Origin of the sequence: Streptomyces sp. NPDC005963 (genome assembly GCF_040638655.1) — a bacterium.
Taxonomy (GTDB): domain Bacteria; phylum Actinomycetota; class Actinomycetes; order Streptomycetales; family Streptomycetaceae; genus Streptomyces.
In genome coordinates, this window is sequence record NZ_JBEXVD010000008.1 from 13881 (window position 1) to 28934 (window position 15054).

10 protein-coding genes are annotated in these 15054 nt (G+C 71.3%); 5 read left to right on the plus strand and 5 right to left on the minus strand.

Going from position 1 to position 15054, the window contains the following annotated elements:
• Positions 1-6 precede the first annotated feature (6 nt).
• From ABZ348_RS13930 to ABZ348_RS13945, 4 genes are all read left to right on the plus strand, one after another.
• Entirely contained in the window at positions 7-1668 is a 1662-nt protein-coding gene (locus tag ABZ348_RS13930; RefSeq protein ID WP_358932967.1) for a (2,3-dihydroxybenzoyl)adenylate synthase, read from the plus strand.
• A gap of 172 nt (positions 1669-1840) precedes the next feature.
• The gene (locus tag ABZ348_RS13935; RefSeq protein ID WP_358932637.1) at positions 1841-2464 is read left to right on the plus strand and encodes an isochorismatase family protein; all 624 of its coding nucleotides are present in this window, start codon (positions 1841-1843) and stop codon (positions 2462-2464) included.
• A gap of 164 nt (positions 2465-2628) precedes the next feature.
• Entirely contained in the window at positions 2629-5838 is a 3210-nt protein-coding gene (locus ABZ348_RS13940; RefSeq protein WP_358932638.1) for an AAA family ATPase, read from the plus strand.
• A gap of 202 nt (positions 5839-6040) precedes the next feature.
• Complete coding sequence (locus tag ABZ348_RS13945; RefSeq protein WP_358932640.1) at positions 6041-7666, plus strand: carboxylesterase family protein; 1626 nt, start codon at positions 6041-6043, stop codon at positions 7664-7666.
• A 55-nt stretch (positions 7667-7721) separates the two neighbouring features.
• On the opposite strand, the gene ABZ348_RS13950 is transcribed toward ABZ348_RS13945, so the two are convergent.
• The gene (locus ABZ348_RS13950) at positions 7722-8387 is read right to left on the minus strand and encodes a hypothetical protein (protein ID WP_358932642.1); all 666 of its coding nucleotides are present in this window, start codon (positions 8385-8387) and stop codon (positions 7722-7724) included.
• A gap of 661 nt (positions 8388-9048) precedes the next feature.
• Here ABZ348_RS13950 and ABZ348_RS13955 point away from each other — a divergent pair.
• On the plus strand, positions 9049-9780 hold the full coding sequence (locus tag ABZ348_RS13955) for a class I SAM-dependent methyltransferase (RefSeq protein ID WP_358932643.1): 732 nt from the start codon (positions 9049-9051) through the stop codon (positions 9778-9780).
• A 39-nt stretch (positions 9781-9819) separates the two neighbouring features.
• Here the strand turns inward: ABZ348_RS13955 and ABZ348_RS13960 are convergent, their stop codons facing one another.
• From ABZ348_RS13960 to ABZ348_RS13975, 4 genes are read right to left on the minus strand one after another with little or no spacing between them, the layout of a single operon-like run.
• Complete coding sequence (locus ABZ348_RS13960; protein WP_358932644.1) at positions 9820-11055, minus strand: XdhC/CoxI family protein; 1236 nt, start codon at positions 11053-11055, stop codon at positions 9820-9822.
• Positions 11056-11104: 49 nt separating this feature from the next.
• Positions 11105-13498 (minus strand): xanthine dehydrogenase subunit D, encoded by a 2394-nt coding sequence (gene pucD, locus ABZ348_RS13965; RefSeq protein WP_358932646.1) that lies wholly within the window; start codon positions 13496-13498, stop codon positions 11105-11107.
• A gap of 5 nt (positions 13499-13503) precedes the next feature.
• Positions 13504-14046: a (2Fe-2S)-binding protein gene (locus tag ABZ348_RS13970; protein ID WP_358932648.1), complete on the minus strand. Its 543-nt coding sequence runs from the start codon at positions 14044-14046 to the stop codon at positions 13504-13506.
• A complete protein-coding gene (locus ABZ348_RS13975) occupies positions 14037-14924 on the minus strand; it encodes an FAD binding domain-containing protein (RefSeq protein WP_358932650.1) in 888 nt (295 codons plus the stop codon). The genes ABZ348_RS13970 and ABZ348_RS13975 overlap by 10 nt, the downstream gene beginning before the upstream one ends.
• Positions 14925-15054: the final 130 nt, after the last annotated feature.

Genomic DNA, 15054 nt, shown 5'->3' on the forward strand with positions numbered 1-15054 from the left:
GCCCTGCTGGCACCTTCCGACCAGTCCCTCGGGTACGAGACCCCCACCTGGCCGGCTGAGTTCGCCGACCGCTACCGGGCCGCCGGCTGGTGGCGGGGCGAGACCTTCGGCAGGATGCTGCGCGAGCGGGCCGCGGAACACCCCGAGCGGATCGCCATCGTCGACCCGACGGGCGGCCCGGACGGCGGTCGACGCACCTGGACCTACGGCGAACTCGACCTGCGCGCCGATCGGCTGGCCGCCGGATTCATCAGCCGCGGCATCAGCAAGGGCGACCGGGTCGTCGTACAACTCCCGAACGTGGCCGAGTTCTTCGAGGTCGTCTTCGCACTGTTCCGCATCGGGGCGCTGCCCGTCTTCGCACTGCCAGCACACCGCAGGAGCGAGATCGTCTACTTCTGCACCTTCACCGAAGCCGTCGCCTATGTGATCCCGTCCGAACACGACGGCTTCGACTACCGGACACTGGCCGCCATCGCCTGCGCCGAGGCGCCCTCGCTCAAGCACGTGTTCATCACCGGTGGTGACGCCGGCTACTTCGAGGACCTGGCGGACGTGCCGTCCGCGCCGATCGGTCTCGGCGGGCCCGCACCCCACGAACTGGCCTTCCTCCAACTGTCCGGGGGCAGCACCGGGGTGCCCAAGTTGATCCCCCGCACCCACGACGACTACATCTACTCGCTGCGCGGCTCCAACGAGATCTGCGCGGTCGACGAGAACAGCGTGTACCTGTGCGTACTGCCCGCCGCACACAACTTCCCCCTCTCCTCACCCGGTTCCCTGGGTGCGCTGTACGCCGGTGGCCGGGTGGTGCTCTGCCCGCAACCGGTGCCGGACGTGGCGTTCCGACTGATCGAGAGCGAGGGCGTCACCATCACCGGACTGGTGCCGCCGCTCGCCATCGTCTGGACGGAGGCCGCGCCCCGCAGCGCCTATGACCTGAGCAGCCTGGACGTGCTGCTCGTGGGCGGCGCCAAGTTCAGCGAGGAGGCCGCCCGCCGGGTGCGCCCCGCGTTGGGATGCACCCTCCAGCAGGTCTTCGGCATGGCGGAGGGGCTGGTCAACTACACCCGGCTCGACGACCCGCTGGAGACGGTCATCAGCACCCAGGGACGGCCGATCTCCCCCGACGACGAGATCAGGATCGTCGACGACGAGGACAACGACGTGCCGCCCGGTACCACCGGCCATCTGCTGACCCGCGGCCCGTACACCATCCGCGGGTACTGGCGAGCCCCTGACCACAACGCCCGTTCCTTCACCGAGGACGGCTTCTACCGCACCGGCGATGTCGTCCGGCAGACGGCGAGCGGCCATCTGGTGGTGGAGGGGCGCGCCAAGGACCAGATCAACCGGGGCGGGGAGAAGATCGCCGCCGAGGAGGTGGAGAACCACATCCTCGCCCATCCGTCCGTCCACGACGCCAATGTGGTGGCCGAACCCGACCCCTATCTCGGCGAGCGGACCTGCGCGTACGTCATCGTGCGCCCCGGCGCGGCCCCGCTGCGGGCCCTGGACGTGAAGAAGTTCGTACGCGAACGGGGTCTGGCCGCCTACAAGGTGCCGGACCGGGTGGTGTTCGTCGACTCCTTCCCCAAGACGGGGGTGGGCAAGGTGTCCAAGAAGGACCTCCGTACGGCGACACCGGCCCCGAACCCGGCCGGATAGCCACTCAGCAGGCCGCAGCCGTCCGACCCGTCAGGCCCCCGGGTCGGACGGCCGCGGTCCCCCGTCCCAGCTGCTCCCCAGCCTTGTTGTTCCACAGCGCCCCCGGCTCGGCACCGACCCAACGACCGCCCGACCCGACCTGACGACCGACGACACCGAAACGGACCATCCCATGGCACTGCCCGCCATCGCCCCCTATCCGATGCCCCGAACGGACGGGCTGCCCACCAATCGGGTGGAGTGGACGGTGGACCCGGACCGGGCGGTGCTGCTCGTCCACGACCTCCAGAACTACTTCCTGTCCGCCTTCGACACCCGGGCCGAACCGGTCACCACCCTGCTGCACCACGTGGCCGCGTTGCGCAAGGAGGCGACCCGCCTGGGCGTCCCGATCGTGTACACCGCGCAACCGGGCGGGCAGACCCCCGAGGAGCGCGGCCTCCAGCAGGACTTCTGGGGACCTGGCCTGCCCGCGGACGCGGACGCCGCAGCGATCGCCGAAGCCGTCGCCCCCGCCGCGGCCGACACCGTGCTGACCAAGTGGAAGTACAGCGCGTTCGTCCGTACCGAACTGCGCGAACTCCTCCGCGAACAGGGCCGAGACCAGCTCGTCATCACCGGTGTCTACGCCCACATCGGGGTTCTGATGACGGCCTGCGACGCCTGGATGCAGGACATCCAGGCGTTCCTGGTCGCCGACGCCGTCGCGGACTTCTCGGAGCGCGAGCACCACATGGCCCTGGAGTACGCCGCGGGGCGCTGCGCCTACGTGACCACCGCCGACCGGGTCTTCTGAGGGCCATCCCCCCTGCGGAACACCGCGGCCTCGAAGGCCGTAGCGACACCCGCGGCGTTCGTCGACAGCCCCCGCACTCACCCCAACAGGTGACCCCGGCACACATCGCCCGCCTCCCGTGCGTGCGACGGCTATGAAAGCACTGGCCGCCCGGGAGGTTCCACATGTCGACGTCGCTCATCGAACGAGAGACCCAACTTCACCAATTGCGGACCCTGATGGGACGGGCCGCCGTGAGTCACGGGGGCCTCGTCCTCGTCACGGGGGACGCCGGGATCGGCAAGACGACCCTGGTGAGACGCGCCGCCGACGACGCCGTGCGGGCCGGTGCGCTGGTCCTGCGGGGAGCCTGCTGGGACGCGGACAGCTCCCCCGGCTACTGGCCCTGGACCCAGACCGTGCGCAGTCTGCGGCGCAGCGCCCGTGACGACGAGTGGGCCCGGGTGACCGAGGCCGCGGCAGGACTGCTGCCCGTCCTGCTGGGCGAGGCCACCACCGACGAGGACATGGAGCGCTTCCGACTGTTCGACGCGGTCACCACCCTGTTGATCGTCACCTCGCAGTCCCGTCCCGTCCTGCTGGTCCTCGAAGACCTCCACCGCGCGGACGCCGCTTCCCTGAGCCTGCTGGAGTTCGCGGCCCAACACGCCTGGTACGAGCGGCTCCTCCTGGTGGGCACCTACCGGGACACCGAGGTCGAGCGGCCCGACCATCCGCTGCGGCCCCTGCTCAGCCCGCTGACCGCGAAGGCCACCACGATCCAGCTCGCCGGACTGGCACCGCCCGGTGTGGCGGAGCTGATGACCCGTGCCGCAGGGAGACGACCGGCACCGGAACTGGTCGGGACGGTGCACCGGCACACCGGGGGCAATCCCTTCTTCGTCGAGGAGAGCGCCCGGTTGTGGTCCACCGGCCATCCGGTCACGGCCGTGTCACCCGGGGTGCACGACGCCTTGCGCCACCGGCTGGACCTGGTGGGCGAGCCCGTCGTCGAATTGCTCCGGGCCGCCGCCGTCCTCGGTGGGCGCTTCGATCCCGGTGTCCTCGCCATCATGACGGCGCTCCCCCGCCCCCACGTGGATGCACTGCTCGGGGACGCCGGACGGGCCCGGGTCATCGCCCCGGTGGGCGATGACCGGATCGGCTTCGCCCACGACCTGGTCCGCGAGTGCCTGTACGGCTCGCTCGACGGGCCACGGCTGCGCAGACTCCACGCCGCCGCAGCACGGGCGCTGCTCGCTCCACAGCCTCCCGGTGGGCCAAAGCCCGACGCATCGACGCACACCACGGATCTGGCCCGGCACGCCTATTTCGCCGGCGCGGAGTTGCCGCGCACCACGGCCGTGGAACTCCTGCTCGCCGCGGCCCGGCTCGCGGCCGGTCGGTTGGCGAGCGAGGAGGCGGTGGGTCACTTCCGGCGTGCGCTCGACCGCATCGGCACCGAGGTAACCGCGGCAACCGACCCGCAAGGGGTCCTGGTCGCCCTGGAGCTCGGTCTCCAACTGCAACTCGTCGGCGAGTACGAGCAGTCCTGGCTCGTCTTCACCGATGCCGCGGCACTGGCGCAACACCTGGGCAACGCGCAGTTGCTGGGCCGTGTCGCCCTCACCCTGTACGGGGCCGACGGTCAGGGCGACGGGCGCGGTCTGCGGGTGCAGGCGTTGCGGTGGGCGCAGGACCTCCTGGGCTCCCGGTCCGGGGCTCCTGCCGATGACGGGCCGGGTGCGGAGCTCGATCCCGCCGGGAGCGTGGCCCGCTCGGTGATCGCCGCCGCCCGCGACGCACAGGACGACGACGCCCTGCGCCTGGGGCTGTGGGCCCGTCTCCACGCCGTGTGGGAGCCGGGCACCACGGCGGAACGTGTATCCCTGGCAGGGGAGTTGATGGCGGTGTCCCGGCGCCGCGGCGACCGGTGGATGGAGCACCTCGGTGCCTCCATGCGCTGGGTGGCCCTGTTGGAGCAGGACGATCCGTGCTATCTCGACCAGTTCCACGCCCTGATCGCCGCCTCCCGCTCGGGCGATGCTCCCCATCGCAATATGACGTCGATCATCGACCGCAGCGTGGTCCACGCCTTCATGGGCCGCTTCGACGAAGCTGCGGAACTGCTCGACGAGGCCGTCGAACTCACCGGCCGGCGCCCGAACTACTACCGGTACTTCATCAGCCATCAGCGGTGGGCGCTACCCCTGCTCCAGGGCCGGTTCGGGGGCATGGACCAGGTCCACTCGGCGCTGCGCTCTACGGGGCATCCCACTGCCGAGCTCCTGTTCGCCCTGACCGCCCTGGAACGGGGCGAGCGCGTGAGCGCGCCCGTGCCCCGGCCCGGGCGGGGGACGGGCGATCACGAGGTGCTCAACCGGAGCATCCTGCCCCTGTGGTTGCGCTACCAGGCCCAGCAGGCCGCAGCCACCCGCGACCCGGAGCAGTGCGCGCGGGCCCGGGCCGATCTGCTGCCCTACGAGGGTCAGTGGCTGGTCTCCGCCTACGGCTGGGACATCAGCGGACCCGCGGCGCTGTGGGTCGGGATGTTGGATGCGGCCCGGGAACGCTGGGACGAGGCGATCGTACGGTTCACGCAGGCCCGGCGCAGCGCCGAGCGGCTCCATGCGCGGCCCTGGGCGGCGCGGGCCGGCGCCGAACTCGCCGCGGCGCTGTTGGCGCGCGGAGGCGACGAGGATCGGGGGCGAGCGGCCGAGCTGTTGGCCGATGTGCGCGCGGAGGCGGAGGAGTTGGGCCTGGCGCACGTCGCCGCGCGGGCCGGGGAGTCGGCACCGCCCACCCGGTCCGGATCGGCACCGCTCCCGGGGACCACGGGTGCGCTGCCGGCGTACGAGTTCTCCCACCAGGGCGCCGTGTGGCGGCTGCGGTTCGCGGGCCGGACCGTCCACGTGCCGGACGCCAAGGGGCTCAGAGACCTCCATGGGCTGCTGGGGCGACCGGGCCGGCCGGTGCCGTCGGTGCAGTTGCTGAACCCCGAGGGGGGTGAGGTCGTGGTGGCGGCGGCTGCCCTCGGTGGTGATCCGGTGTTGGACGAGGAGGCGAAGGCGCGTTACCGCAGTCGGCTGGAGCGCCTCGACGAGGAGATCGACCGGGCGGATTCCCGCGGCGACGCACTGCGCGCCGCCGAGTACGACCGGGAGCGACAGGCCCTGATCGACGAGCTGCGACGGGCGGTGGGGTTGGGCGGCAGGTCCCGCAGGCTGGGTGACGAGGCCCAGCGCGCCCGCAAGAACGTCACCGGACGCATCCGGGACGTGTTGCGGCGGCTCCACGAGCACCATCCCGAGCTGGCCGCGCATTTGGAGTCGTCGGTCTCCACGGGAACCTCGTGCGTGTACGAGCCTGAGAATGCGGTGCCCTGGCGACTGTGAAGCGCCACCGGGGCACCCGGTGTGGTGCGGTCGGGGGTCCGCCCGCTCGGGTGGCTGCCGCAGGGCCCCGGCCGGGCGCCGGGCGTGCCGCGTGCCGGAGGCCGCGTCGGGGTGCCAGATTGCGTACGCCGGACGCCAGATCAGATCGCGCGCCCCACCCGTACGACGTCACCGACCCGGCAGGCAAGGAGTGCACATCCCCATGAGCACCGGACGAAGGGCCTGGACCATGGCCCTCCTCACCGCGGCGGCGCTGACCGCCACCCTGGGCGTGACCCCGCACCGGGAGGCCCCGGTCCTGCGGCAGGACGGGCTCACCGTGGGGCTCGACACGGGCGAGGTGCGCGGGGTCCGTTCCGGTGGGAACCGGGTCTTCTTCGGCATCCCCTACGCCGGTCCGCCGACCGGGGCCCACCGCTGGGCGGCGCCGCGCCCGGCCCCGCCCTGGTCGGGGGTGCGGGACGCGAGCCGGCCGGGCCCGCTGTGTCCGCAGGTGCCGTCCGCGTACGCCGACATCTCCAGCCTGGAGGAGGACTGCCTCGTCCTCAATGTCACCGCCCCACCGAAGGACCGACGCGGTCCGCGGCCGGTCCTGGTGTGGATCCATGGTGACGGCTCGGTCGGCGGGGGCGAGTTCTTCGGCGCCGGTGGCCTCGCCGACCGGGGTGTCGTCGTGGTGACGATCAACTATCGGCTCGGGATCTTCGGAGGGTACGCACAACACGGGTTGCGCGGCTCGGGCACCTTCGGGCTCCAGGACCAGCAGGCGGCCCTGCGCTGGGTGCAACGCAATGCGGCGGCGTTCGGCGGCGACCCGGCCAGGGTGACGGTGGCGGGTTCTTCGTTCGGGGCGTCCGCCATCACCGGCCATCTGACCTCCCCCGGGGCACGCGGCCTCTTCCACCGGGCGGTGCTCGCCAGCGGCGAGGGCATGATGGACATGCCGGCGGGGATGATGGGCCCGCAGGTGCCCGGATACCCGTGGTACGTCTGGCGTCCGGCGCAGGAGATGCGCGACATCAGTACGGAGATGACGGCATCGCTGGGGTGCGCTTCGCCGGATTCGGCGCGGACCCTGAGCTGTCTGCGGGCCCTGCCCGTGAAAACGATCCTGAAGGTGCCCCACATCATGAACGCCTTCCAGGCGTTCGGCCACGGCAACGAGGTGCTGCCGCAGCTGCCTCCTCTCGCCCTCGGCACGGGCCGTTTCCATCGGGTGCCGGTGCTGTCGGGTGCGACGCTGGACGAACACCGCACCTTCGTGGGGATGATGTACGACGCGGTGGGCACACCGTTCACCACGGACGACTACGACCGTGCGCTGCTCACGGCGTTCGGCGACGACGCGCCCGTGGTCGCCCGTGAGTACCCGCTGTCGGACTTTCCCACGCCGGCCCTGGCCTGGGCCACGGTGGTCACCGACCGCATGTGGGCGCTGGGCACGGCGGCGCAGCATGACGCGTTGTCGCGCCACGTCCCCTTGTACGCATACGAGTTCGCCGACCGCGATGCCCCGATGTACCTTCCACTGCCAGGCGACTTCGACTTCGGTGCCTTTCACGCCGGTGACACGCCCTATGTGTTTGACGACGCCGAGGCCAGGCAGCACTTCACCCCCGCGCAGTGGCGGCTGTCGGACACCATGACGGACTACTGGGCGGCCTTCGCCCGCACCGGGGCGCCGGCTACGGCCCCGGGGGTGCAGCCCTGGCCGCGTTACGCACCGGGCGCACCGGTGCCGTACACCCAGTCCCTGGCTCCCGATGCGATCGGTCCGGTCGACTACGCGCGTGGGCACCGGCTGGAGTTCTGGCGGCGGTTGGGGTGAGCCCCGGGCGCCGTCGGGGCGCACCCGGGGTGGCTCGCACCGGCATCCGGGTGGTTCACACCGCGCGCCCCGACACCAGTCGTTCGGCGACGCCCAGTCGAGCGGCCCACTCCAGTGCGGTGGAGATCCGGGGCTCTTGTGGGAGGGAGCTGAACACGGACGCGGAGTCCATCAGGTCGCGCAGTGCGGTGGCGTTCACGGTTCCCTCCTCGACCCGGGAGATGAAGCGCTCGGCCGCCCGCCGGTCGCGGTAGCCGGCATCGACGAAGCTGTTGGCGAGGGACCGGTCGTCGAAGATCCCGGCGTAGCCGTCGCAGGAGGCGACGAGACCGTCGTCCACGACGAAGTCGGGGTAGGGGGCGCGGCTCCAGTGGCCCCGCTCCCACCAGTACAGGTACCCCAGTTCATGGGCGTCGTTCATGTCTCTGAGGCGTTGGTGCGGCAGCCACTCCGGGGCGCCGGCGAGGAGGTCGACGGGGCCCGGGCCGCGGTGGATCGTGTCGCTGCAATCCACGTCCTGGCCGTAGAAGAGCGCTCTGCCGTCGGGCCGGAGGGCCAGCGTCCAGCCCCCGTTGGAATGGGCGCAGGAGAGCGCGCAGTCACTGAGGCGGAACACGGGCCTGGCGGTTCTGGTGGCGGCGATCAGTACGACGACGACGGCGCGCTCCCACATCCGCTCAGGTCGACCCAATTGCTTAGGAATCGCCAACACGTTGGTCATCTCTGTCCTTGTTGTCAACGCAAAGTGTTGCTGACCGAACATTCAGCGTTACCGAACCATACGGCCGGACGAAGTGCCGGCGCCAACGCATCGGGCACGAGGGGCGCCGCAGGAGTTGCCGTCCGTGATCGAACGAGCCGGGTTGATCCCTTTCTGTGCCATCCGGGCTTGCGGGGACTCACTGTGATGGATCGGCATACAACGCACCAAGGGGAGGTGGGGACAAGAAGGTGAGCAGCAAAAACGCAACGTCTCCGGTGGGATCACCGGAGACGCGGGAGAAGGATTCAGACGATCGTGCACACCGGCCGGGGCGCACAGGCCACCGGACCTTCATTCAGGACCGTTCGATTGAGCGGGGGCAGCACACGACACCCCGTGCTGAGGTGAGGGACCTCTTTCGCACTCATGGAGAGAACGTAGCCGCAGACGTCGTCCTCGTGTTCGCATTTGCTCATCGTTTACCGAGTCCTCATCACAGAACGGGACGGAGGGCACCAGGCCCTCCAAACCCATGCATAGGGCGGCTCATACGACGCCGTGCCGGACGGGAATCGTGGGCACGACACCGACATGGCCCGTGCTCCCGTGGTGGACGCCGGGAAGGCAACGAGCGGTGCGCATCCACCCCGGTGGTGCGGATGCCAGTACCGTGGCGGCGATGTTCTCCACTTCGGGCCCCACCCTCCGCGAACTCACCGTGCAGGCGCTCTCCTCGATCGAGCGCGGCTACGACCTGCTCGCCCCCAAGTTCGACGCCACGCCCTTCCGCACCCCCGACCGCATCCTCGATCCGGTGACGGCGGCCATCCGATCGCTCGGCCCCTTCCGCAACGGCCTCGACCTCTGTTGTGGCACCGGAGCCGGCATGGGCGTCCTGCGGGAGGTGTGTACGGATCGGATCACCGGCGTGGACTTCAGTGCGGGGATGCTCGCCGAGGCACGATCGTCCCTCCCCGCCCGGGCCGAGGGACCGCAGTCCGCCTGGGTGCGTGCAGACGCCCGGGCGCTCCCCTTCGACGGCGTCTTCGACCTGGCGGTGAGCTTCGGTGCGTTCGGCCACTTCCTACCCGCGGAACGCCCGCGGCTCTTCGCCGAGGTCCATCGGGCCCTGGGGCCGGGCGGAGTGTTCGCCTTTCCCCTGCCGGCGCCGCCCCGCGTCGGTTCCCCGGCACATCTGACCCTGTGGGCCTTCGACGCGGCGATGCGGGTGCGCAATCTGCTGTGGCATCCGTCCTTCGTGATGTACTACCGCACGTTCCGTCTCCACGAGGTGCGTACGGAACTCGCCGAGGCCGGATTCACGGTGGAGCTGTGGCCGTTGGAGGAGTTGGGACGGCTGCCGGACGGCAGCCCCCGGTGCCGGCTGGTCGTGGCGCGCCGCCCTGCCTAGCGCGGACCATCCGGTCGGGCCCACCACTCAGTGGAGCGGCTACGCCAACGCCCCGTAGTACGCGTCCCCCGACGGCGGGTGCTGTCCCCCGGGCGGGTGGTCCGGTCCGGGGTGGTGGTCTGGTCGGGGGTGATGGATGGGGCGCTGTCCGCCCCGCAGGGGCAGGCCGCTGCCGCCCCGCCGCCCCGCGACGATCTCCGCCGCGATGGACAGCGCGGTCTCCTCCGGGGTGTGGGCGCCGAGGTCGAGGCCGATGGGACTACGCAGCCCCGCCCGCTCCCGATCGGTCAGTCCGGCCTCGCGCAATCGGGCGTCCCGCTCCCGATGGGTGCGGCGGGATCCCATCGCGCCGACGTAGGCCACAGGTCGTCGTAGGGCGCGTACCAGCAGAGGGATGTCGAACTTGGCGTCATGGGTCAGGACGCACAGCACGGTCCGGGAGTCGGTGGGGGTGGCGTCGAGATAGCGGTGCGGCCAGGCGACGACGATCTCGTCCGCCTCGGGGAAGCGCTCCCGGGTGGCGAAGACGGGCCGGGCATCGCACACGGTGACGTGATAGCCGAGGAACTTGCCGATGCGCACCAGCGCCGCCGCGAAGTCGACCGCACCGAAGACGATCATGCGCGGTGCGGGGCCGGTCGTCTCCACCAGGATGCGCAGGGCAGTGGCACACCGGCTGCCGTCCTCGCCGAGGTCGACGGTGTCCGTGCGGCCCGCTTCCCACAACACGGCGGCTTCGGCCGCCACGGCCCGGTCCAGCGCGGGGAGGCCGCCGAGGGTGCCCTCGCAGGCGCCCCCGGGGCGGGCCAGGAGCGCGCGCCCCAACAGCGGCGGTGGTCCGTCGACGACCCGGGCGAGGGCGACGCCCTCACCGCGCGCTGCTGCGGCGAGCGCCGCGTGCACCACGACCGAGGGATCGGACGGGCCGGCCGACGGGTGCGTCGGGGCGGCACCCGAAGACCGGGCACGGACCGGGGTGATCAGGATGTCGATCGCGCCACCGCAGCTCAGCCCCACCGCGAAGGCGTCCTCGTCGTCGTGGTCGAAGCGTTCCCGCACCGGCCGACCGTCCTCGTTCGCCTGCCGGCACAGGTCGTACACGGCTGCTTCCACACACCCCCCGGAGACCGAGCCGATCGCGTTCCCCTCGGTGTCCACCGCGAGGGCCGCACCCAGTTGGCGGGGTGCGCTGCCGCTGATGCCCACCACCGTGGCCACGGCGAACGCACGGCCCTGTGCGACCCACCGGTTCAGGTCGTCGGCGATGTCCAGCATGGCGGCCTCCTGATGTCTTCGGCGGGTGACGGTCGGGGGGAGCCGTCCGTCACCCGCCGGTCGTACCGGTGAGGTGTTCGGGACGCACCGGCACCCGGGTGAGCGCCAGACCGGTGGCGGCACGAATGGCCGCGAGCACGGCAGGCGTCGAGGAGAGCGTGGGGGCCTCACCGACTCCGCGGAGCCCGTAGGGGGCGTGGTCGTCGGCGAGTTCCAGCACATCGACGGGGATGGTGGGGGTGTCGAGGATGGTGGGGATCAGATAGTCGGTGAAGGAGGGGTTGCGCACCTGTGCGGTCACCGGGTCGACGACGATCTCCTCCATCACCGCGATCCCCAGGCCCTGGGTGGTGCCGCCCTGGATCTGCCCGACGACGGAGAGGGGGTTCAACGCCTTGCCGACGTCCTGGGCGCAGGCGAGTTCGACCACCTTGACCAGGCCCAGTTCGACGTCGACCTCGACGACCGCGCGATGGGCGGCGAAGGAGTACTGGATGTGGCCGTTGCCTTGACCGGTGACCCGGTCGAGAGCCTCCGTGCGCCGGGGGCGCCACTCGACCTCGGCTTCGATCGGCTCGTCGCCCACCACCTCGGCCAGGTCGGCCAACGCCTCGCCCCCGTCGGTGACCACCTTGCCGTCCTCCAGTCGGAGGTCCGCGTGGGCCCAGGCCGGGTGGTACGAACCGTGGGTGCGCCGGCCCCGTTCGAGGACGCGTTCGCGCACGGTCTCGCAGGCGTGTTTGATCGCGCCGCCGGTGACATAGGTCTGCCGGGACGCGGAGGTGGAGCCGGCGGAGCCGACCCGGGTGTCCGCGGGTGCGATGGTGACCCGGGCGATGCCCAGTTCGGTGCGGGCGATCTGGGCGTGGACGGTCACCCCGCCCTGGCCGACCTCGGCCATCGCGGTGTGCACGGTGACCACCGGCTCACCCGCGACGCTCTCCAACCGGACCCGGGCGGTCGAGTAGTCGTCGAAGCCTTCCGAGAAGCCGACGTTCTTGATGCCCACCGCGTACCCCACCCCGCGCACCACGTCCTCGCCGTGGGTGGTGTTGGACAGACCGCCCGGCAGCGCACGCAGATCGGCCGCCGCGCCCGCGGTCTCCCACTGGCGTTCCGGCGGCAGCGGGCGGGCCTTGACCCGCCGCAGCAACTCGGCCACGGGCGCGGGGAAGTCGACCCGCTGGCCGGTGGGCATGATCGTGCCCTGGGACATGGCGTTGCGCTGTCTGAACTCGACCGGGTCGAGGCCGAGTTCGGCGGCGACCCGGTCCATCTGGGCCTCGTAGGCGAAGCACGCCTGGACCGCCCCGAAGCCTCGCATCGCCCCGCAGGGAGGGTTGTTGGTGTAGAGGGCGATGGTTTCGATGTCGACGTCGTCGACCACGTAGGGACCGATGCCGAGCGATGCCGCATTGCCCACCACCGCCGGTGACGAGGACGCGTACGCCCCGCCGTCCAGCACGATCCTGCACTTCACATGGGTGAGCTTGCCGTCCTTGGTGGCGCCGTGCTCATAGGTGAGCTTCGCCGGGTGCCGATGGACATGGCCGAAGAACGATTCGAACCGGTTGTAGACCATCTTCACCGGTCTGCCGGTGTGCAGGGCGAGCAGACAGGCATGGATCTGCATGGAGAGGTCTTCCCGGCCGCCGAAGGCGCCGCCGACACCGGAGAGCGTCATCCGCACCTTGTTCGGGGGCAGACCGAGGACGGGGGCGATCTGTTGGAGGTCGGCGTGCAACCACTGGGTGGCCACGTGCAGTTCCACCCCGCCGTCGTCCGCGGGGATGGCCATGCCCGATTCGGGGCCGAGGAACGCCTGGTCCTGCATCCCGAAGACGTACTCGCCGGTGACGATGACCTCGGCGCGCTCCGCGGCCCGGGCCGCATCGCCGCGGACGATCGGCTGCCGGTGCACGATGTTGGGGTGGGGCACGTGGGCGCTGTAGTGGTCGTCGCGGTCCTCGTGGATGAGGACGGCATCGGGTGCGGTGGCGGACTGCTCGTCCGTGATCACCGGCAGTTCGACGTAGTCGACGCGGATCTTGGCGGCGGCGCGGCGGGCGGTCTCGGGGTGGTCGGCGGCGACCAGGGCCACCGGCTCGCCGTGGTGACGGACCTTGCGGTGGGCGAGCACCGGGGCGTCCTGGATCTCCAGACCGTAGTGCCGGACGTCCGTGGGGAGGTCCGCGTGGGTGAGCACGGCGTGCACCCCGGGGACGGCGAGGGCTTCGGAGACGTCGATCGACCGGATTTCGGCATGGGCCAGCGGGGAGCGCAGGGTGTGGCCCCACAGCATGTCCTCGTGCCAGAGGTCGGAGGCGTACGCGAACTCCCCGGTGACCTTCAGGACTCCGTCCGGGCGCAGGGTGGACTCCCCGATGCCGCCCCGGGTGCGAGTCCCCCGGTTGAGACCGGTGGTGGTGTGCATCTCGGTCATGTCCCTCACACCGCCCCTTCGGATGGTGCCTGACGGGCGGCGGCGAGCCGGACCGCGTCCATGATCTTCTCGTAGCCGGTGCAGCGGCAGAGGTTGCCGGAGAGGGCTTCCCTGATGTCGGCGTCGGACGGTTCGGGGTGGCGCTCCAGCAACTCGTCCGCGGCGACCAGCAGTCCGGGGGTGCAGAAACCGCACTGGACCGCTCCGGCGTCGACGAACGCCCGTTGGATCGGTGCGAGCGGATCGGTTTCCGCCGCGCACCCGGCTGCGGTCCCTTCGGCCATGGTGTCGTCGCGCTGTCGGGCGAGGTCCGCGAGCCCCTCGACGGTGACGACGTCCCGCCCCTCGGCCTGTCCCGCGGCGACCAGACAGGAGCAGACCGGCACCCCGTCGAGCCGTACCGTGCAGGAGCCGCACTCGCCCTGTTCGCAGGCGTTCTTGGAGCCGGGAAGCCCGAGGCGCTCGCGCAGCACGTACAGCAGGCTTTCGCCCTCCCACACGTCGTCGGCCTGTTGCGGACGTCCGTTGACGGTGAAATTCACCCGCACGGGGTGCTCCTCTCGTGGCCGCGGTACGACTGCCAGGTCCAACCCAGGGTGCGTCGGGCCAGCACTCCGACCGCGTGCCGGCGGTAGCGGGCCGTGCCGCGGACGTCGTTGATGGGATTGCAGGCACCCGAGGCCAGTTCTGCGAACTGGCGTGCGACCGAAGGTGGAAGGGGCCGGCCGCTGTCCCAGAACCCGCCTTCGTCGAGCGCGGCGGCCAGGAACTCCTCCGCCACCTTGGCCCGTACGGGTGTCGGCGCAGCTGATCCGATCCCCGTGCGGACCGTACGGGTGGCGGGGTGGAGGGCGAGCGAGAAGGCGCAGACCGCGATCACCATGGCGTTGCGGGTGCCCACCTTGGCGAACTGCTGCGGGCCGTCGGCCCGGCGGATGCGGACGGCCCTGATCAGTTCGTCGGGAGCGAGGGCGTTGCGCTTGACGCCCGTGTAGAAGTCGTCGATGGGGATGAGGCGAGTGCCGCGGAGCGATACGGCCTCGACCTCCGCGCCCGCGGCGAGGAGCGCCGGATGGGCGTCTCCCGCGGGCGATGCGGTGCCGAGGTTGCCGCCGACACCGCCCCGGTTGCGGATCTGCGGCGAGGCCACGGTGTGCGCGGCGAGGGCGAGGGCCGGAAGCTCGGTCCGCAGGTGTTCCATGATCCGGGCGTACGGGACGGACGCGCCGAGCCGGACCCCGTCGTCGCCGACCTCCCATTCGCCGAGCTCACCGATGCGGGTGAGGTCCATCAGCCGGGAGGGCCTTCGATGGTCAAAGTTGATCTCGACCATGACGTCGGTGCCACCCGCGATGGGCACGGCCGCGGGGTACTCCGCTTTGGCGGCGAGCGCATCCTCCCAGCTGGCGGGGCGGAGGAAGTCCATGAACGGCTCTCTTCCGATCGTCTGCCGCGGGCCGGAACACCACCTGCGGCCGATCCGGTGCTGTCGTCGTCGTACGGCCACCGGGTGGGCGGGGCGCGGCTGGCCGGTAGTCGGCCGGCCCTGCCCCTGT

Excerpts from the sequence above, each read along its gene's own strand:
- ABZ348_RS13960 (WP_358932644.1), bottom strand. The coding sequence starts at position 11,055 with ATGCTGGACATCGCCGACGACCTGAACCGGTGGGTCGCACAGGGCCGT.
- pucD (WP_358932646.1), bottom strand. The coding sequence starts at position 13,498 with ATGACCGAGATGCACACCACCACCGGTCTCAACCGGGGGACTCGCACC.
- ABZ348_RS13950 (WP_358932642.1), bottom strand. The coding sequence starts at position 8,387 with ATGACCAACGTGTTGGCGATTCCTAAGCAATTGGGTCGACCTGAGCGG.
- ABZ348_RS13955 (WP_358932643.1), top strand. The coding sequence starts at position 9,049 with ATGTTCTCCACTTCGGGCCCCACCCTCCGCGAACTCACCGTGCAGGCG.
- ABZ348_RS13945 (WP_358932640.1), top strand. The coding sequence starts at position 6,041 with ATGAGCACCGGACGAAGGGCCTGGACCATGGCCCTCCTCACCGCGGCG.
- ABZ348_RS13935 (WP_358932637.1), top strand. The coding sequence starts at position 1,841 with ATGGCACTGCCCGCCATCGCCCCCTATCCGATGCCCCGAACGGACGGG.
- ABZ348_RS13975 (WP_358932650.1), bottom strand. The coding sequence starts at position 14,924 with ATGGACTTCCTCCGCCCCGCCAGCTGGGAGGATGCGCTCGCCGCCAAA.
- ABZ348_RS13940 (WP_358932638.1), top strand. The coding sequence starts at position 2,629 with ATGTCGACGTCGCTCATCGAACGAGAGACCCAACTTCACCAATTGCGG.